Raw genomic sequence first — 18,613 nt, 5'->3', positions numbered from 1 at the left:
TTTTCCAGGCGGCAAACTACTCCAGGCCGCTGCTGTACATGCCGTGCAGGGTGGTCTGGCCATCGCTGACGATGGTGAGGGCGTTGTACTCGAAGAGCTGCGGAATTTGGTAGGTATAGTGCTGCACCTGGTTGTAGGCGGCTTCTACGGTCGTGTCCTGTTTGAACATGTCCTTGAACTCGAAGAGCACCAGTGGCAGGCCGTTCACGAAAATGATCAGGTCGGGGCGGCGATTGCTTTTGCCGATGATCGTGAACTGGTTGACTACCCGGAAGTCGTTCTGGTGCACGTCGTCGTAGGCGATAGAGTAGAAGTGGCCGAAGTGCTGTTTGCCGCTGTCGTCTTTCCAGGTTTTGCTGATGCCTTTGCTGAGTTTGAGGTGGAAGGCGTGGTTGCGCTGGTGCAGATCTGAGCCGGGGTTGTAGAGAAACTCCGGCTTCAGTTCATCAAGATATTACAAGAAGCTACATTGTCTAATTATTATCCTTTATAAAAGAGTAAATACGCTCAACTAAGTTTTTTGCATCATCAGTTAAATCACTTAAATCTTTAATACGTTCAACAGCTTTTTTAGCAAAGTTTAATTTATCATTTATTGTTTCAGAATCATCAGAATAATCTCTTTTTCTACCTACGATGTGATTATTTAAATACTTTCCTAATGATTTGTCTTTATAATCATCATGAGTGAATTTAGTAAAGCTAAAGTTTTTATTTCCCTTTCTTGTTTCATAATCTGTCACAATGGATTTTAGAATTTTAGAACTTAATGTGTTTTCTATTTCACGGGACTCTAAACAGTAATATCTAGTTCCTAGATTCTTCTTAAGTTCTTCATGTCGCTCATACTTCTTTTTCTTTCTTGAATCAGGTTGACCATCAGCCTTTAGGCCAGCTCCATCTTTGTCACTTATCAAAAATAGTTTACCACATAATTTTTTAACTTCAATATTCTTGTGGTTAGGGTCAGAAGGATTCAAAAATGACCAATGGGTTATGTTACCACCTCCATATTCGACAAATGAATAATGAGTATCCTCTTTGAATTCTAAATTAGACTGTAAGCTATTCTGATAAATTTCAAGATATTTTCTTATATAAATTCTATCTGTTATGCCTTCAACCCATATTGTACAGTTTGATAAAAAAACAGAGGCATTTCTGACACCGATTAGTTCTAATATGTTAGTGTCTTCATTCTCTACATTTTCAATTAAAAATTGATTTTTAGAGTTTGATTTGAAAGTGTATACAGAAATACTGTCCAAATCAACTGTAATATCTAGTAAATGATTTGAATGTGTTGTTATAAAATATTGGAATGAATCAAATTCAGGTCTTACAAGCGTTTCCATAAATACGCGTTGAAATCCTGGATGTAGATAATGTTCAGGCTCTTCAATAAAAATTTTCATCTCTTTACCCTGATTAAAGAATAGAGGGTAAGTTAAAACTATGATTGCTTGAATACCATCACCCAAGTTATAAATTGGTAACTCTCTTGAACCTAGTAGAACATGTACAACATCATCACCTTGTCTAGGTATAATATTGATGGGCTGATTATTGAAAAAATTAGAACTCAGAAAATCTTCAAAATTTTTGATTTTGTCGCGATCTTCTTTAGTGCCAAGTAATAAAGATTTTGTGTCTTCGTATAAACTTAAGCCTGTATAAATTTTGCTATTCACCTCATCTATATTTGGAAAATAGTCAACCTTAGTTCTTTCTAAAAAAATGTCTTCATGAATGAATTTACCATTTGAACGGCCAAGAGTTCTTAATCCTCTTAATGTCGGAATATAGATTTTTCTAAAATCAGGTTTAAAATCTACAATGCCTAGCTCTTCTAATGTTCTTAAATAATTCTCTCCAGTATCTCTAAGAAATGTGGCCAGGTCTTGTCTATTCACGTTACCACTTAACCCACCGTTTCCTCCTAATGAAGCAATTCTTTTTAATGGTTCAACTAAATAGTTTTTAATATCTAAGTCACTAGCGAAAAAATGTAATGGTTTGAGTTTGGGAAATATCTCATTTTGTACATTTCCATAGTCATTCATTCTATGGTCAGAGTAAAACTTTGTTATATCGACCTTTAAGCCCTCAATTATGTTATTGATTTCATCAATTGAGACATTTCTGTATAAGACACCAAAGTCGTTCTTAGAGAACAGTGTCCTTGCAAACCTACTTTTACCAGAGTTGTTTGTACCTATAAAGATGTTGATTTTAGATAGGTTACTTACAAATTCATTGCCCTCAGTTGAGGTGTACTCCTTAAAATCATGTTTATTTAAATTTATTGATTCAAATGGGTATCTCATGAAAATATTTAACTAGTTACCTGAAATTATTATCTATGTGATCCAAGTACCATGTACTTATTACTAGTCTTATACTTCATATTTTTTTCTTCCTTGAAGCCGAGACCACCTTTATGGTAGTGTTCATCAAAAATACCTGCATACTCAGGTGGAATCACTAGTAAATGTTCAACTTTAGCTACTTCTTTAGTAATCTTATGGGAAAGAATACCGGCGCACACGTCTAACTCATCATTTGCGGTAACATTCTCGTGAAGGCACTCTCTAACTTGTAGGAACTTGATAAAATCACGTAAGTTCAAACCTTCCTTTTTCATATAAAGTAGTATGACTTCTAAATCATCTAGGCTTACACTCCAAGGATATGTATCATCTTCATAAACATCAAGAAGTTCACTTAAATGTATCTGAATATGACCAAATACTTCTTGAGTTACAATTATTGAGTAGGCACTATGAAAGTTTTTTGGTTTTAAATCAATTACATGATTTTTAAGCTTTTGATCACTATAAATTTTAATTGTTTCTCGATCTATAAACTTTTCTTTTATACGAAATGCTTGATCATACCCTTTTTGAATAGTTTCATTAAAATTAGCTTCAATAAAGGGATAAGCTGTATCAGGATTTCTTTTGGGTTCTTTTCGTTTAGATGATTTTGCCTCAACAATTAATGCTAAGCCTTTAATCAAGAAAAGTAGATCTTGTTCGTGACCATCTTGTGTGTAAAATCCTTTATATACCGTAGCTTCATTGTTAAAGAAGCTTTGGAAAACCTCTACTATTTTATCCTCAAACTTTTTACCTCTAATCGCTAAAAGCCTTTCTTTTAGTTTTTTGTCATTAAAACAGAACTCAAATAGAGTGTCATAAATTGCGTGAACAACTTGTTTATACTCTAAACACTGATATTCATTTTCTCCCACTTTAAAAATAGGCTTTATGAATAATGGATTTTTTTCAGTATAGTATAAAAACCCTGTTTCATTTCTTTCGATAGTGAAAGTATCTAAAAATGCTTTTGCTTTCTCTGGACCGAATTGCTGTTCTAACTGTTCAAATGTAAATCTTAGCATACTTCCATGATCATACAGGAAGTTAAAGAAATTGCTAAAGTGCTCCGGCATGTGTTCCTGCCATTTATCTGGCATTATACCCTGCTCTATCATTGATTCAGCAAACTCTTCCCATGTCTGTTGCCCCTCTTTCTTATGAATCTTTTCTTCAAGGAACTTATTAGGTACAGAATCAATGTAATTATAGATGGATATAAAATCATCTATGCTTAGCCCAAACTGATTTATGATTTCTTTCTCTAAAGGATTAAAGTATAATTTGATCCTTTCGATAACTTGTTCTTCATAGTTAAGTGCAGTCTGGTTGAAATAATTAAGAAAAGAAGGCATAGCTACCTTTCTTTTTTTGATCCATTCCTCACTGATTTCAGTTTCGCCATCTGGCAAGAAATATTGTATATAACCTTCTTCTATTTCGATAAGAAGAGACTTTATTTCTTCCCACTCCTCATCAGAAAATCGGTCCTTTGTGATATTTTCAGGTGATGATGTAAGATTTAGGCTGGCTAAATAGTAAAACTGCCTGAGCGGAGATTTTAAACCTTTCAGAGATTCTAATTGGTTGGTTGGTGAAATAAATTGTTTCATTCCACTTAGTTCTCCTAAAAACATTTTGGAGTCAAACTGGGCAACTAAATTTTTGAGTTGCTTAGACTTTTCCTCTAAATCTATTTTCATGCTTAAAATTAGATGTTAATGTCAAACCCAATTCCCTTTAGATTCTCCCGAATCCGCTTCTCCAGCAGGGCGCTTTCTTCAAACTGAGCGGCCAGATCGGTGGTCAGCAGCTTCATCTTCTCTTCAAACGGAACGCCGTCGTCTTCCTCGGCTTCGGAGCCCACATAGCGGCCCGGCGAGAGCACGTAATTGTTGGCGGCCACTTCGACTAAGGTAGCGGCCTTGCAGAAGCCTTCTGCATCGGTATAGCTGCCGCTGATGTTGCGCCAGGTATGGTAGGTGTCGGCAATTCGAGCCACGTCGGCATCTTCGAACACACGCAGTCGGCGGCTGGCCATCGTGCCCAGTTTGCGGGCATCTATAAAGAGGATCTCGTTTTTGCGCTCGCGGTGCTCGCCGTCGCGGCCGTCGCGGTTTTTGCTCAGTATAAAGATACAGGCCGGTATGCCGGTGGTCATGAACAGCTTGTCGGGCATCTGCACAATGCAGTCTACCATGCCTTGCTGTATCATGTGCTCGCGCACGTTCTTTTCGCCGGCGCTTCCGGTGGTCATGGCGCCGTTGGCCATCACCACGCCAGCCGTGCCGCGCTCGCTCAGGTGGTGCCTAATCATGCGGCTACACATGTTTTGGCGTTGCCGGGCGTGGTAAAGGTATCTTTAGCCCCGAAGAGGCGCGGGTCGTTGTCTGGTAGCAACTCGGGGTGCCAGTTAGAGATGTTAAACGGCGGGTTCATGAGGGCGTAGTCGGCCTTCAGGTCGGGGAAGCGGTCCTGCAGCAGCGAGTCGCCCAGTTTCACGTCGAAGGAGAGGTTGCGCAGCAGCAGGTTCATTTTGCAGAGGCGCAGCGTGCCTTCGTAGCGCTCCTGCCCGTAAATGGAGATGTCGTTTTTGTCGCCGCCATGCGCCTGTAAAAACTTGAGGTTCTGCACAAACATACCACCCGAGCCACAGGCCAGGTCCATGATGCGGCCCTTGAGCGGCTCCAGCATTTCCACGAGCAAACGCACCACCGCGCCCGGCGTAAAGAACTGCCCCCCACCGGAGCCTTCGGCCATGGCAAACTTGCCGATGTAGTACTCATACACACGGCCGTAGATGTCGGACTCGGGGTTGTTGATCTCGGAGAACTTCTCTTTGGAGAACAGGTTGATGAGCCCGGCCACCTGCGTAGGAGAGAGCTGGCTTTTCACGAAGATCGACTCCAGCACACCTTTGTAGTCAGGGTTGCGTTTGGCCAGCAGCTCATCGAGCAGCACAAAGGCCTGGTCTACCTTCACTTTTATGTCGTCCTGCTCGGTGTTCTCACGCAGGTACTCCCAGGTGGCTTGCTGGGGCAGGCGGTACACGTTCTTTACCTGGTACTCCAGTTCGTCTTCGAGTACCTCGGCTTGCTGGTGGGCCTCTATGTTATAGTAATCGCTTTCGGGGTTGGCAAAGTCCTGCTGTATTTCCTGCTTTCGCAGTTCGTAGCGCTCGGAGAGGTGTTTTACAAACAGCAGCGAGAGCACGTAGTCTTTGTACTGGTTCTCGGCTACAGCGCCACGCAGCTCGTTGGCAGCATTCCAGAGTTCGTTTTCAAAATCTATATCCGCCTTTGCTTTGGCGGAGGGGGTATTGTTAGTGGCCATGTATACTTGTAATCCATGTTAAAACAGTATTACAAGGTATAGAAAAAGGAAGAAAAATATATAGATGATGCAAAATATTTATCTCTTCGTAGGGACAGGTCGCGACCTGTCTGAATCGTTCCCACAAAAATTTCCCGAATCCTCCTCAGAACTGACCGTGCAATAGCCTATCGATGCAACATAAAGTATAAATCAGATAAACCTTACCTATCGAACATCCTGCACAAAAAAATAAATCTTATAAATCCTGATTCTGACTACTTGATAAGTTTATGTTTCATCGGTCAGCCTTTGCTGCGGACAGGTCGAGACCTGTCCCTACGAGTGGTAAAGCGCGCATACCTTTTCCTGGCTTTACCGGATCGGAAACGGAACAGGATGCTGGGGTATGATTATAGCCGCGAAGGGCTGGATTTTGTGACTTCCTGTGTGTTGGAGAAGCATATGTGTTTGGGTATGTGGCGCATTGCGAGATGGAACTGAATAGGTATGGGCAGATGGCAATACAGCAATGGCATTGGCTGGCAGAGCGGTATCCGTATGTCGTTTTACACGCTTTTGTGGTGATGCCGAACCATGTGCATGCTATCATTGAAATTGATCATTACCTTGTAGGGACAGATGGCGATCAGTCCGAGAAACGGCCTGTCGATGAAACAGCAAGCCATACATTTCAATCGCACAACATAAAATTAATTTCTGAATTGATGGGGGCTTATAAAATCACCACATTCAAACTGATACGGCAGGCTGGTTTGGTTAACTTTGCCTGGCAACGCTCTTTCCACGATCATATCATACGCCACGAAAGAGCTTATGAACACATCAAAAACTATATTCAAAATACCTCAGCCTTTTTGAATGACGATGTATTTTACCAAGAGTCCCCTTCTGCGGACAGGTCGCGACCTGTCCGCAGAAGGGCCTGGACGATGAAACAAAAAGTAGAAGCACTTATAAACCTCAACTATAGCACATCCTGAAAATCATTTTTAATCCTGCGAACCCTGATTATAAGTTATTTGCCGATGCAGAACTTAGTGAAAATATTATCCAGCAAATCGTCTGTGGTAATTTCTCCGGTTATCTCACCTAAGCTGTAGAGAGCGCGGCGAATGTCGGCGGCCACCAAGTCGTTACTGATACTCAGTGCCAGGCCATTGAGAACATCGTCTAGGGCGGCGTAGGTCTTGTTTAGGCTGTCTACGTGGCGCAGGTTCGTGACGATGGTTTGGCTTTGGGTATTTAGTTTACCGAGGTTCACTTTCTCGACCAGCGCTTGCTTTAGGTCGTCCAGGTTGGCGCCTTCCGCCGCCGAGATCTGTACCAGGTTATCTATACTTGCAAAGGCCGCAAGCTTCTCCGGCGATGCCTGATCGATCTTGTTAGCTACGGCTACCAGCGGCAGCTTCTTCGGGTTCAGCCTGTCCAGTTCGGCTTGCACTTCTTCGGCAGTCACCTCCATCATGTCGAAGAGATAAATGATCAACGAAGATTGGCTTAGCTTCTGCATGGTGCGTTCTACGCCAATGGCTTCAACTTTATCAGTGGTCTCGCGGAGGCCGGCTGTATCTATAAAGCGGAAAGTAATGCCTTCGATGTTTATCTCATCCTCAATAAAATCGCGGGTAGTGCCGGGCACGTCTGACACGATGGCTTTCTCCTCGTTCAGCAGCTTGTTGAGTAGCGTAGATTTACCGGCATTCGGGTTGCCGACGATCACCGTAGGCACGCCGTTCTTGATCACGTTGCCTAGCTCAAAAGACTTTAGCAACTCCCGGATAATGGCTTGTATGTTCAGGATGAGTGTGCGCAATTGTTCGCGGTCGGCAAACTCTACATCTTCTTCGCCAAAGTCCAGCTCAAGCTCAATCATAGAGGCAAAGTGCACCAGTTCGGCACGTAAGCGCTTGATTTCCTGCGAAAAGCCGCCACGCATTTGCTTCATAGCTACTTCGTGGGAGAGGGCAGAGTCAGAGGAGATCAGGTCGGCCACAGCTTCAGCCTGCGCCAGGTCAAATTGGCCGTTAAGAAAAGCGCGTTTGGTAAACTCACCCGCATTGGCAAGTCGTGCGCCTTTTTTAAGCAGGAGCTGCATAATCTGCTGCACAATGTAATCAGAGCCATGGCAGGAAATTTCTACTACGTTTTCCTTGGTGTAGGAGTGAGGCCCCACAAACAGCGACACAAGCACTTCGTCCAGCAGCTTGCCTTCATCCCGGATGGTTCCGAAGTGGATAGTATGGCTGGCCTGTTTGGAAAGGTCCTTTCCTTTGAAAACCTCGTTTGTAATTGTTATTGCCTCAGGGCCGGAAAGGCGGATGACAGCAATGGCGCCCACACCTGGGGCAGTAGCTACGGCTACAATTGTATCGTTATTGAAAGTATGATTTATCAAACCGAAGTATAGTTTAGCGCGGCACAAATTTAGGCAAAATTGCCGAAACCGAACTTGCCCCTAAAAAGTCTCAAATTTGGCTGGAGTCCTGCCTATCTTAAAGTATAAACTCAACTTCATACTTCAATGGAGATAGTGTTTGGAGAATTAGGTTTAAACTAAAGCTTAATTGCCTTTAGCCTGTTTTTCATACTCCTGGAAATTCATGTTCTGATGGTGGTTCTCCCCGAAGTAACGTAGTATTTTGGAGAAGTTCTTTGCATCCAGGTAACCCGGAACAGGAGCCAGCATGTTCATATTTTCATCCAGGTAAACTGTGGTCGGAAAACTCATTTGCCCTTGCAGCAAGGCCACAGCCAGCTCATGCGCCTTATACTCTGGCTTAAAGTTAAACGTCTTGCCATTTAGCGTGATGGGCTCTTTCCCTTCGGCATCCAATTTCACGGCGTAAAAATGATCGTTTACGAGTTGAGCCACTTCAGGATCGGTAAAGGTGCTTTTATCCATCTTTTTGCACCAGCCACACCAATCTGTGTACACATCAATCACCACTTTCCTTGGTGCCTGCTTCATGCGTGCGGCAACTTCCTCTATACTTAGCCACTGTATTTCTGTGGCTTTAGTGGTTGATGAAGCCTGTGTTGTATTGCTTTGAGTAGCTATGGGCGCTGTATCTGTTGTGCCGGAAGATACTGCCTGCGGTGTACTGGTATTACAGCCTGCCAGTAAAGCAAATCCAAGCACCGAAAGTATAGCTGTTCTTTTTATCATTGTATGGATACTGTTCAAGTAAGGTTTTTAAAGTAGCTTCGGTAACAGCAATTCTACTGTATAAATTCCTGGTTAATGCTGCACTGGCTGTAATTGCTTTCTTTTCAAAAGTATGCCACGGCTTGGCGAGAAAAGAAAAGCCAACGTAAATTCTATTCCTGTTACTGTGGCAATTGCTCCCGCAATGGAGCCATCTATCCAAACGGCCAAGTAATAACCTGCCACGGAGGCTATGATGCCCGCAAGCACCGATAGCAGCAGCATATTCTTAAATTTATCGGTTAGTAAATAAGCAGTGGCCGGCGGCGCTACCAACAAGGCTACAACAAGTATGGCACCCACAGACTCGAAAGAGGCAACAGTGGTAAGCGATACTGCTGTCATGAGAGAGTAGTACCAGGCTGTTGTTGAAATACCAATGGCTGCTGCAAAGCCTGGGTCAAAAGCAGTCAGGAAGAGCTCTTTGTAGCCAAACGTTATAAAGAGCAGGATAAGTATGGTAACAAAAGCTAAGGTCCAAACGGTGCCTGGGCCTAAGCTTAAACCGCCTTCTGTAATCCAAAGGTCTAAGGGAACATAGGCAATCTCTCCGTAAAGTACGCAATCCTGGTCCAGGTCTACTTGGCCGGCAAAAACAGAGATAAGTATGATGCCGATGGCAAACAGCCAGGTAAAGGTAACACCAATAGATGCATCGGCCTGCACGCGGGCATAGCGATGGAAGAACTCAATGAGAAAGGTGGTTAACACACCTAACAGCCCTGCACCAATCAGCATCGGCACCGAGTCGCGGGAGCCGGTTAGCAAAAAAGCAATGACAATGCCTGGCAGCACGGCATGCGAAATGGCATCGCCTACCATGGCCATGCGGCGCAAAATTAAGTAGCAGCCCAACAAACTACAGCACGTTGCCACCAATGATCCGGTAAGTATGATCCAAAAAGCGTTCACTTATTTAATTGTTATATGGCGTAATTGCTTGATTATTAAAGTGGTGATTTTGAATGTTAGCGCATTAACTCACTAACTCTTTAACTTACAAACTCTCTAACTCTTTAACTTACTAGGGTATTCGGGCGCTGTGAGGGTCCATTACCGGAAAATCTAATTCCTCTATGAGCTTTTGCTCCAGTTCGGGCGTAATAATGTGCTCGATGGTCTCAGCATCCTCGTGTACGTGGTCGGAGGCCAAGTGCAGATACTGCGTTAGGTAGAGTTCCCAAAGCCTGTGCAGCCTTACTACACGTTCCCCGCGCCGTTGGCCCTGGCTAGAAAGTTTCCAGCCTGAAGGCAGCTTCTCTACATAGCCTTGGTTCTGAAGCCTCTTCAAACCTGCCTTCGCTTCTTTTTGCGGGATGGCTCTTCTCTCCAGCAGTTCGTGCAGTTGCCTCGGTGCATCGTAATTTGGTTTTTGCTCTCCTAGCTGGTACATCAGTTTGAGCAGGTTTTCCTCCAGAATTTGTGTTTTGTTGCGCCGCTGCCGTAGCAACCGCGACACCCAGCCTTTTTTCGGTGCGAAAGCGAAGGATAATATAGCGATCATGGATACGATGAGCACAATCCATGGCCCCGTAGGCATAGCTGGAGCCGTGTAGGACACAAATGCGCCTGCCACCCCGGAAAAGGCTCCTATCAGCGCAGCCAGCACCAGCATGAGACTTAGTTTATCAGTCCAGAAGCGAGCTGCGGCGGCAGGCGTTATCAGCATGGCCGCCATCAACACAACTCCCACAGCCTGAATGCCCACCACTACTGCAAAAACTGTAAGCGTGGTTAGTAATAACTCAAGTAGCCGCACCGGAAAACCGATTGTCTTAGCGTATGCCTGATCAAAACATAGCAGCGTGAGCTCTTTATAAAATATGATGGTGGTAACCAGCAGCAGCACCGCCACAATGGCAAAGGCAATCAGGTCTTCGCCGACAAGGGAAGCCGCTTTGCCAAACAGAAACTTATCTAAACCGCTTTGCGCGGCGTTTCCGGAATGCTGTATGGCAGTGAGTAACAGTATGCCAACGCCAAAGAAAACAGAAAGTACAAGCCCAATGGCCGTATCCTCTTTAATGCGGGAGCGGGCAGTTATAAAATCTATCGCAACTAAAGATAGCCAGCCTGTTACGAAGGCTCCCAATAGAAGTATAAATGGGTTCTTTGTGCCTGAAAGTATAAACGCAAGACAAACTCCAGGTAACACGGCATGTGCCACGGCATCGCCTACCAGCGCCCTTTTGCGGAGCAGCGTAAAGCAGCCAACTACGGCCGAGCTGCTTGCCAACAGCACAGAGCCAAGTGTAACGTACCGGATATTGGTGTCTGAAAAAGAAAAGAACTCTACAAAATCGTTCATACAAGCAGTTTATACTTTCAGAATGTTGGCTGCATTATTTTGCCTCTCTAGACGGAAACTCCTGCTTTCGTAACAGCTCGCCCACTTTGGTGAGCACAGTTAATTTGCCGCCATAGGTTTGCTCTAATAGCTCCTGGGTAAGAATATGCTCTGTAGGGCCGGATGCTACCAGGCGCATGTTCAGGAGTACTACCCAATCAAAATACTCGTTGGCAGATTGCAGGTCGTGGTGCACGACGATTACGGTTTTGCCTTGCTCGCGCATGGTGCGGAGCAACTCGATGATAGCTGTTTCGGTAGCAATGTCTACGCCGGCAAAAGGCTCATCCATGAAATAAATGTCAGCATCTTGCGCCAAGGCTCTGGCCAGGAACACGCGCTGCTGCTGCCCACCCGATAACTGTGAGATCTGCCGGTCGGCGAACGCCTGCATCCCTACTTTGTTCAAAGCTTCCATGGCTGCGTCCTTGTCAGCTTTACGCGGTCTCTTGAAAAGGCCCAGCTTGCCGTAGCTACCCATCAGCACCACATCAAAAACTGATGCCGGAAAGTCCCAGTCCACCGACTCGCGCTGCGGTACATAACTGATGCGATTGCGTACCTCGTCTATCGGTTTATCAAATATCCGGACATAGCCACTACCCACTGGCAGTAAATCCATCATCGCTTTGATCATGGTCGATTTACCAGCGCCATTAGGACCTATAACGCCTACAAGTGCACCGGCTGGCAAGGTTAAATCGATGCCCCAAAGTACCGGCTTGCGGTCATAACTCACCGTCAGGTCGTGTACCTCTACTACCGGATTATCTACTTGAAGTATCATGCGGTTATTATTTTAGAGAAGATACTATAGTGTTTACATTGTGCCTTACCATGCCTATATATGTTCCTTCAGGCGTGCCTTCCTCGCCAAGGGCATCGGAAAATAAGGTGCCACCTACCTTTACTGCGTGGCCTTTTTGCTTGCTCCCGATAACTACTGCTTCTATAGCTTTCGGAGATACAGAAGACTCTACAAACACCGCTTTGATTTTATTGTCGGCAATGTAGTTCACAAGCGACGATACATCCTGAAGGCCGAACTCAGAAACAGTTGAAATGCCCTGCAGGCCGCGCACTTTTATACTATAAGCATCCCCGAAATAACCAAAGGCATCGTGCGCCGTGATAAGGATGCGTTGTTGCTCAGGAATGGTGTTAATTTGCTCTTTCACCCATTGGTGCAGCGTGTCGAGTTCCTCCAGGTAAGCTTGCGTGTTCTTTTCATAGGCCTCAGCGTTGGCTGGATCTTTTTGCTGCAGTTCCTGGCTTACATGCTTTACCACTTCCTGCCATAGCTGCACATCAAACCATACGTGCGGGTCGCTGCTGTTTTCATATACCGGCGAAGCTCGCAGTTTGTCTTTGGAAATACCTGCGGTAGCGGTCACCACTGTTTTTTGGCGGCTGAGCTTATCCATTATTTCACCCATTTTGCCCTCTAAAAACAGGCCGTTGTAAACGATCACATCTGCATCAGTTAATTTCTGCAGATCGCCTTGGGTGGCTTTGTACAGATGCGGGTCTACGCCACTGCCCATGATAGACGACACATCGGACAGATCGCCTACAATATGCTGGGCTGCGTCTTTTAGTATGCTGGTAGTGGTTACCACTTGCATGCGTTCGCCGGAAGGTATGGTACCTTTGTTTTCTGTTTGAGTACATGCACTGGCGAATAGGATAAGGCCAAACAGGGCAGTAAGCAGCGTTATTCTCATAGTAATATGCAGCAGGCTGTGCTTAAGCGGATAAAAAAATATTCTTCGAAACTTCTGCTGATAGCAATAACTCCTTTTTACCATTCAGCTCTATCTCCAGAGAATTGTCGTAACGGATCTTATCCGTGATTTTAATGTGGGAGCCAAGGCCGATCCCCAACTTATCGAGGAACTGCAGGAATAAGGGCTGCGAATCATTAACACCCACAACCTTGCCCTCATCGCCAAGTTCCATATCGCTGAGCAGCTGCTGTTTTTTCAGCTTCATTTCACCGTCTTCGCTAGGGATTGGGTCACCGTGCGGGTCAAATTTAGGGAAGCCCAGAAACTCATCGAGGCGCCTGGTCAGCAGCGACGAAGAGATATGTTCCAGCTCCTCGGCTACATCGTGCACTTCATCCCAGTTAAACTTAAGTTTCTCTACCAGAAAAGTCTCCCAGAGGCGGTGTTTGCGAATAATCTTAAGGGCAATACGTTCGCCGTCGCTGGTTAGCGAAACGCCCTTATACTTCACGTAGTTAACTATGTTCTTGGAGCTTAGCTTGCGCAGCATGTCGGTTACGGAAGCTGCCTTGGTTTCAAGCACTTCCGCAATGGAGTTGGTGTTCACTTCCTGAGAACCATTAGCCGATAGCTTATAGATGGCCTTGATATAGTTTTCTTCAGTATAGCTGTGGCTCATGTTGATATTGAATAATTGAATAACTGAATTTTGAATAAGTTACTTAACCCACAGGGAGTAAATAATTGGTAATGAATACAGTTATGAAGCGTTACAGCATTTCTCCTTTTTTTGCACTGACTAATTTCATTATTCAAAATTCAGTTATTCAAAATTATACTTACCAGCGGATCAGTGCGGATGCCCAGGTAAAGCCACTACCAAAGGCAGCAAGGCAAACCAGGTCACCTTCTTTAATGCGGCCTTCCTGATAGGCTTCGCTCAGCGCGATAGGCACGGAGGCAGCTGTGGTGTTGCCATACTTATGAATGTTGCTCATAACCTTTTCAGCTGGCAGACCCATTTTTTGCTGGATGTATGAAGTAATGCGCAGGTTAGCCTGATGCGGAACTAAAAGGTCAATATCACTGGGCTGGTAACCGTTTTTGTTCAAGGCTTCCATAATTACCTCCGGGAAGCGGGTTACGGCATGCTTAAATACCATATTGCCGTTCATGTAAGGGTACACGCTTCCGTCATCAATCATTTCGTGTGTCAGGCGTTCTTTCTTGTTGCTGTTAGGAGCTGTTACAGCCAATTCCTCTGCAAACTCACCATCCGCGTGAAGATGCGTGGAAAGTATACCCTGGTCGTTGCTCTCAGAAGGAGTTAGAACCACAGCACCAGCGCCATCGCCAAATATGACTGATACACCGCGCCCGCGGGTAGAAAAATCCAGGCCGGTTGAGTGAATCTCTGAACCAACAACCAGCACATTGTTATACATGCCGGTTTTTATAAACTGATCACCAACAGAAAGCGCGTATACAAAACCAGAGCACTGGTTACGGATATCAAGCGCCGGGATTTCTTTTAGGCCAAGCTCGCGCTGCATCAATACGCCGGAACCCGGAAAAAGGTAATCTGGGCTAAGCGTTGCAAACACAATAAGGTCTATGTCCTGCGGCTCCAGCCCCGCCATTTTTAAGGCTCTTCGCGAGGCCTCGGCACCCATATTGGAAGTAGTGTCTACACCTTCCTGAAAATAGCGCCGCTCTACGATCCCTGTTCTCTCACGAATCCACTCGTCGGTGGTATCCATGAGCTTCTCAAGGTCCTTGTTCGTAACAACATTCTCCGGTACGTAGTGGCCAACGCCTGCAATTCTCGAATTACGCATACTTTATAGTTGGTTTATGTGACAAATATACTGTTTTAAATTGAATTTAGATTCATCTAAAAATTAAATCATGCTATTTCAGCAATCAGTTAAGGCTGATTTAATTATTTCGAGCAGCTTCAGCTCTTCGTGTTCCCAGTAAATATTCTGTGGAATGCCTGAAGTATAAAAATCCTGCTGTCGTATACGCAGTAGTATATCGGATGGCCGCTCAGTTTTGAAGTCTATCATGAGTCCGGCTTTTTTCTCGGCAAGTATACTTTGCCAGATGCTATTGTGCTGCACAAGCATGGGTAGGGCGTAGGCCATATACTCGTAAAGCTTTGTAGGAATGCACCTCTCAGTACTGGGGTTTGGTTGGTATGGGAGCAGCCCAACATGGCTCTCTCTTATCAACTGTAAGATTTGCTCATGGGGCACAAGTTGATTTCCTCCTACTAAACGAATAAAAGGCTTGCCTTGGATAAGGCTAATCAGATGCTTAAGCGTCTGTTTGTCTGGGCTGTACCCTATGATGGTTAAGCTTATGCTTGCATCCATATCGTGGAGCTGTTCTGCCAAACTCACGGCTTCGAACACGCCATATAAAGTAGCAATGGTACCTGAGTAAAGTAACTTTAGTGGGCCGTTCGCTAGCGAAACAGGGGTTGCAGGGGTGTCGTACCTGGCATTTGGTTTATACTTGTTTTCCAGTATTTTATACTTGCCTTTAGCCAAAAAGGGCAACTCCTGAGCATAGCTGCGCTCTGCTAATAGGAAATGGGAAATAAAAGGAGCCGTTTTTTTTTCTGTTTTTCTTACCAGGTTAGCTAAAAACGCGCGCGCTGGTAACGGATAATTCCGCTGGGAGGTAAGGTTAAGTGCATAGTTTTCCTGTACATCGTACATAAGTTTTGCACCATACTTTAAGCAATAGCTACGACTTGCGGCAAGCAGCTCATGGGTGCAAGCTATGAGCAAATCCGGCTTAATATTTTCGAGGAGCTGTTTGTAGGTTCGCTGCGCAGTCAGACGACTAAGGCTTACCCTTTCAAAGTTGAACGCCGGATGAAAAAACACATTGGTGGGAGCTGGTGGTAAAGGTGCCTTATAGCCAATTATATGCACCTGCACCCCTGAAAGCTTGCTTAAAGACAGCCCAAGTTTCTCGAACATTCGGGTATCGTTTATGGGCTTAAGTAGCGAGGCAATCAGGATTCTCTTTTCCGACATCCACCAAAATTACTTACTTTTACGCAATAATATATTATAAGCATTTTTGACAATGGAGCTAAAGCAAATAATAGAGCAGGCATGGGAAAACCGTGAACTGTTAAAAGAGTCAGACACCGTTGAAGCCATTCGTTCAGTTATAGAGGATCTGGACAAGGGGGCTATCCGGGTGGCAGAGCCAAACGGTGATGAGTGGACAGTTAATGAGTGGGTTAAGAAAGCGGTGCTTTTATACTTCCCGATTCAACAGATGAAAACCATTGAAGTAGGCCCGTTTGAGTTTCATGATAAAATAACGCTGAAGCGTAACTATGAGCAATTGGGTGTACGTGTAGTGCCTCATGCAGTGGCTCGCTACGGTTCTTTCTTGGCAAGAGGTGTGGTTATGATGCCATCATACGTTAACATTGGTGCTTATGTGGATGCCGGCACAATGGTAGACACGTGGGCAACGGTAGGAAGCTGCGCACAAGTAGGTAAAAACGTGCACCTGAGCGGTGGCGTTGGGCTTGGTGGAGTATTGGAGCCAGTGCAGGCTGCACCGGTAATCATCGAAGACGGCGCATTCATCGGTTCGCGCAGCATTTTGGTAGAAGGTTGCCGCATTGGTAAAGAAGCAGTAATCGGCGCTGGCGTTACCATTACTGGGAGTTCCAAGATTATCGATGTAACTGGTAGCGAAGAGAAAATTTATAAAGGCTATGTGCCACCGCGTTCGGTAGTTATCCCGGGTTCGTACACCAAGAAATTCCCTGCAGGCGAGTTTCAGGTGCCATGCGCTCTTATTATTGGCCAGCGCAAAGAGAGCACTGACCTGAAAACTTCACTGAATGATGTGCTGCGCGACCACGCGGTTGCTGTTTAAGCAGTCAGAAAGTATAAATTAGATCTTAAGCCCTTGTTGTAAAAGCAGCAGGGGCTTTTTTATTGACTATGGTAGTGATACTTGTTTAGTGCGATTGTTATGTTAAACTGAAGCAACCTTGGTATCTGTCGTTAGGGGAGGAAAACAAAATCCCCGCTTGGCACAAATGCTAAGCGGGGATTGAAGTTATATTTAAGTAGACCGATTATTTCTTCTTAAAACGATCTGCCACTACTAACTCTTTGGTCCCATGCGTCCAGGAATAGAAACCTTGGCCGGATTTAGCGCCTTTGTGGCCGGCCTGCACCATATTTACCAGCAATGGGCATGGGGCATACTTTGGGTTGCCAAAACCATCGTGCAGCACATTCAGGATAGAAAGGCACACATCCAAGCCTATAAAGTCTGCCAGCTGTAGCGGACCCATTGGGTGTGCCATGCCAAGCTTCATGATTGTGTCAATCTCCTCTACGCCCGCTACGCCTTCGTACAAGCTGTAAATAGCCTCGTTAATCATTGGCATAAGAATGCGGTTAGCTACAAAGCCTGGGTAATCGTTTGCTTCAGCAGGAATTTTGCCAAGTTGCTTCGATAGCTCCATAATCTGAGCAGTAACCTCATCTGAGGTAGAGTAACCGCGAATCACCTCCACAAGCTTCATAACAGGCACTGGATTCATAAAGTGCATGCCAATTACTTTATCCGGTCGGTTTGTTACCGAAGCAATTTTAGTGATTGAGATAGAGGATGTGTTAGAAGCAAGTATGGCTTCGGGTTTAGCAAAGCTATCCAGGTCGCGGAAAATCTTAAGCTTCAGGTCCACGTTTTCGGTGGCGGCTTCCACAACTAGATCTGCCTCTTTAACGCCTTCCTGAACCGAAGTATAGGTACTGATATTTCCTAAGGTTTCCTGCTTTTGCTCCTCAGTCAGGTTCCCTTTAGCAATTATGCGATCAAGGTTCTTTGAGATGGTTCCGAGTGCTTTTTGCAAAGCGTCCTCTGAGATATCCACCAACGACACATTAAAGCCGTTTTGTGCGAACACATGTGCAATACCGTTGCCCATGGTGCCCGAGCCTATTACTGCAATTTTCTTCATAGGTTGATGATATAAATATGTCTTAATTAAAATCTATACAAAGCTAGCAAGTTTACGGCTATAGATGGTCTTGTTGCTAAGTTTCTTCGAATACTTAAAAATTTACTTCGGCTATAATACTATATACATTATACCCTATGCTAACACTTAAACCGTGGAATATACTGTAATACTTACCCGAAATATTAAGCTCAATTAGGCTATAGATTAAAATTATAGCAGAGAAATGTATAAACTTTACAAGATGTTTAAACAAAATTGCTGTTGCTAAACCCATAAGGATAAACCCTTTGTTAGGGTGCACCGTAAATGCTAAAAATTAAAAAATACAAATAAAACAACACGGTTGCAAGCCAGGAATATCGCCCTTTAACTGCCTCCGTCATTATAAATTTAACAGATTAAAACTATGGGAAATTTACTTTATATAATCGCTGTCGTACTAGTGATTTTCTGGCTGGTTGGATTCCTAGGATTCCCTGACGCCGTAGGTGGTATTATACATGTGCTGCTTGTACTAGCTGTTGTGGCAGTTCTGCTCCGTATAATACGCAGTTCCTAACTTGCTGGTAATATTTTCGTTATAGAATATAAAAGCAACATTCC

18 protein-coding genes are annotated in these 18,613 nt (G+C 44.5%); 3 read left to right on the top strand and 15 right to left on the bottom strand.

What is annotated here, in order from left to right; genetic code table 11:
• Positions 1–16 precede the first annotated feature (16 nt).
• From D1627_RS18515 to D1627_RS18585, 5 genes are all read right to left on the bottom strand, one after another.
• Entirely contained in the window at positions 17–406 is a 390-nt protein-coding gene (locus D1627_RS18515) for a type I restriction endonuclease (protein WP_233555568.1), read from the bottom strand.
• Positions 407–473: 67 nt separating this feature from the next.
• Complete coding sequence (locus D1627_RS07405; protein ID WP_119431581.1) at positions 474–2,327, bottom strand: AAA family ATPase; 1,854 nt, start codon at positions 2,325–2,327, stop codon at positions 474–476.
• A 29-nt stretch (positions 2,328–2,356) separates the two neighbouring features.
• Entirely contained in the window at positions 2,357–4,081 is a 1,725-nt protein-coding gene (locus D1627_RS07400) for a hypothetical protein (RefSeq protein WP_119431580.1), read from the bottom strand.
• A gap of 8 nt (positions 4,082–4,089) precedes the next feature.
• Entirely contained in the window at positions 4,090–4,695 is a 606-nt protein-coding gene (locus D1627_RS18590; protein WP_262697022.1) for an SAM-dependent methyltransferase, read from the bottom strand.
• Positions 4,692–5,711, bottom strand: coding sequence for a class I SAM-dependent DNA methyltransferase (locus D1627_RS18585; RefSeq protein WP_262697021.1), 1,020 nt, complete (start codon positions 5,709–5,711; stop codon positions 4,692–4,694). Before D1627_RS18585 ends, D1627_RS18590 begins: the two co-directional genes overlap by 4 nt.
• Before the next feature lie 497 nt (positions 5,712–6,208).
• Between D1627_RS18585 and D1627_RS07390 the strand changes: the two genes are divergently transcribed.
• Positions 6,209–6,694, top strand: coding sequence for a transposase (locus D1627_RS07390; protein ID WP_199688393.1), 486 nt, complete (start codon positions 6,209–6,211; stop codon positions 6,692–6,694).
• Between the two features lie 35 nt (positions 6,695–6,729).
• Here D1627_RS07390 and mnmE read toward each other — a convergent pair whose 3' ends face one another.
• From mnmE to D1627_RS07345, 9 genes are all read right to left on the bottom strand, one after another.
• A complete protein-coding gene (mnmE, locus tag D1627_RS07385; protein WP_119431579.1) occupies positions 6,730–8,109 on the bottom strand; it encodes a tRNA uridine-5-carboxymethylaminomethyl(34) synthesis GTPase MnmE in 1,380 nt (459 codons plus the stop codon).
• Positions 8,110–8,274: 165 nt separating this feature from the next.
• Positions 8,275–8,880 carry a thioredoxin family protein gene (locus D1627_RS07380; RefSeq protein WP_119431578.1) on the bottom strand — a complete coding sequence of 202 codons (606 nt, stop codon included), beginning with the start codon at positions 8,878–8,880 and terminating at the stop codon, positions 8,275–8,277.
• 72 nt (positions 8,881–8,952) lie between these two features.
• Entirely contained in the window at positions 8,953–9,831 is an 879-nt protein-coding gene (locus D1627_RS07375) for a metal ABC transporter permease (protein ID WP_119431577.1), read from the bottom strand.
• A 112-nt stretch (positions 9,832–9,943) separates the two neighbouring features.
• Positions 9,944–11,227 (bottom strand): metal ABC transporter permease, encoded by a 1,284-nt coding sequence (locus D1627_RS07370; RefSeq protein ID WP_119431576.1) that lies wholly within the window; start codon positions 11,225–11,227, stop codon positions 9,944–9,946.
• 34 nt (positions 11,228–11,261) lie between these two features.
• Positions 11,262–12,053 (bottom strand): metal ABC transporter ATP-binding protein, encoded by a 792-nt coding sequence (locus D1627_RS07365; RefSeq protein WP_119431575.1) that lies wholly within the window; start codon positions 12,051–12,053, stop codon positions 11,262–11,264.
• Between the two features lie 7 nt (positions 12,054–12,060).
• Positions 12,061–12,990: a metal ABC transporter solute-binding protein, Zn/Mn family gene (locus D1627_RS07360; RefSeq protein ID WP_119431574.1), complete on the bottom strand. Its 930-nt coding sequence runs from the start codon at positions 12,988–12,990 to the stop codon at positions 12,061–12,063.
• 22 nt (positions 12,991–13,012) lie between these two features.
• Complete coding sequence (locus D1627_RS07355) at positions 13,013–13,672, bottom strand: metal-dependent transcriptional regulator (RefSeq protein ID WP_119431573.1); 660 nt, start codon at positions 13,670–13,672, stop codon at positions 13,013–13,015.
• 160 nt (positions 13,673–13,832) lie between these two features.
• On the bottom strand, positions 13,833–14,831 hold the full coding sequence (locus tag D1627_RS07350) for a 3-oxoacyl-ACP synthase III family protein (RefSeq protein WP_119431572.1): 999 nt from the start codon (positions 14,829–14,831) through the stop codon (positions 13,833–13,835).
• Between the two features lie 78 nt (positions 14,832–14,909).
• Positions 14,910–16,043: a glycosyltransferase gene (locus D1627_RS07345; RefSeq protein ID WP_119431571.1), complete on the bottom strand. Its 1,134-nt coding sequence runs from the start codon at positions 16,041–16,043 to the stop codon at positions 14,910–14,912.
• 52 nt (positions 16,044–16,095) lie between these two features.
• Here D1627_RS07345 and D1627_RS07340 point away from each other — a divergent pair, with 52 nt between their 5' ends.
• Entirely contained in the window at positions 16,096–16,908 is an 813-nt protein-coding gene (locus D1627_RS07340) for a 2,3,4,5-tetrahydropyridine-2,6-dicarboxylate N-succinyltransferase (protein ID WP_119431570.1), read from the top strand.
• Positions 16,909–17,113: 205 nt separating this feature from the next.
• Here D1627_RS07340 and D1627_RS07335 read toward each other — a convergent pair whose 3' ends face one another.
• On the bottom strand, positions 17,114–18,007 hold the full coding sequence (locus D1627_RS07335; protein WP_119431569.1) for a 3-hydroxybutyryl-CoA dehydrogenase: 894 nt from the start codon (positions 18,005–18,007) through the stop codon (positions 17,114–17,116).
• 409 nt (positions 18,008–18,416) lie between these two features.
• Between D1627_RS07335 and D1627_RS07325 the strand changes: the two genes are divergently transcribed.
• Entirely contained in the window at positions 18,417–18,569 is a 153-nt protein-coding gene (locus D1627_RS07325; RefSeq protein ID WP_119431567.1) for a lmo0937 family membrane protein, read from the top strand.
• Positions 18,570–18,613 lie beyond the last annotated feature (44 nt).

The sequence above is a fragment of the Pontibacter oryzae genome, from assembly GCF_003576375.1.
GTDB classification, from domain to species: Bacteria; Bacteroidota; Bacteroidia; order Cytophagales; family Hymenobacteraceae; genus Pontibacter; species Pontibacter oryzae.
This window is presented reverse-complemented; position numbering and strand designations above follow the sequence as displayed.

Coding starts and splice junctions, on each gene's coding strand:
- D1627_RS07405 (WP_119431581.1), bottom strand. CDS start 2,327: ATGAGATACCCATTTGAATCAATAAATTTAAATAAACATGATTTTAAG.
- D1627_RS07400 (WP_119431580.1), bottom strand. CDS start 4,081: ATGAAAATAGATTTAGAGGAAAAGTCTAAGCAACTCAAAAATTTAGTT.
- D1627_RS18590 (WP_262697022.1), bottom strand. CDS start 4,695: ATGATTAGGCACCACCTGAGCGAGCGCGGCACGGCTGGCGTGGTGATG.
- D1627_RS18585 (WP_262697021.1), bottom strand. CDS start 5,711: ATGGCCACTAACAATACCCCCTCCGCCAAAGCAAAGGCGGATATAGAT.
- D1627_RS07390 (WP_199688393.1), top strand. CDS start 6,209: ATGGCAATACAGCAATGGCATTGGCTGGCAGAGCGGTATCCGTATGTC.
- D1627_RS07380 (WP_119431578.1), bottom strand. CDS start 8,880: ATGATAAAAAGAACAGCTATACTTTCGGTGCTTGGATTTGCTTTACTG.
- D1627_RS07370 (WP_119431576.1), bottom strand. CDS start 11,227: ATGAACGATTTTGTAGAGTTCTTTTCTTTTTCAGACACCAATATCCGG.
- D1627_RS07365 (WP_119431575.1), bottom strand. CDS start 12,053: ATGATACTTCAAGTAGATAATCCGGTAGTAGAGGTACACGACCTGACG.
- D1627_RS07360 (WP_119431574.1), bottom strand. CDS start 12,990: ATGAGAATAACGCTGCTTACTGCCCTGTTTGGCCTTATCCTATTCGCC.
- D1627_RS07355 (WP_119431573.1), bottom strand. CDS start 13,672: ATGAGCCACAGCTATACTGAAGAAAACTATATCAAGGCCATCTATAAG.
- D1627_RS07350 (WP_119431572.1), bottom strand. CDS start 14,831: ATGCGTAATTCGAGAATTGCAGGCGTTGGCCACTACGTACCGGAGAAT.
- D1627_RS07345 (WP_119431571.1), bottom strand. CDS start 16,043: ATGTCGGAAAAGAGAATCCTGATTGCCTCGCTACTTAAGCCCATAAAC.
- D1627_RS07340 (WP_119431570.1), top strand. CDS start 16,096: ATGGAGCTAAAGCAAATAATAGAGCAGGCATGGGAAAACCGTGAACTG.
- D1627_RS07335 (WP_119431569.1), bottom strand. CDS start 18,007: ATGAAGAAAATTGCAGTAATAGGCTCGGGCACCATGGGCAACGGTATT.
- D1627_RS07325 (WP_119431567.1), top strand. CDS start 18,417: ATGGGAAATTTACTTTATATAATCGCTGTCGTACTAGTGATTTTCTGG.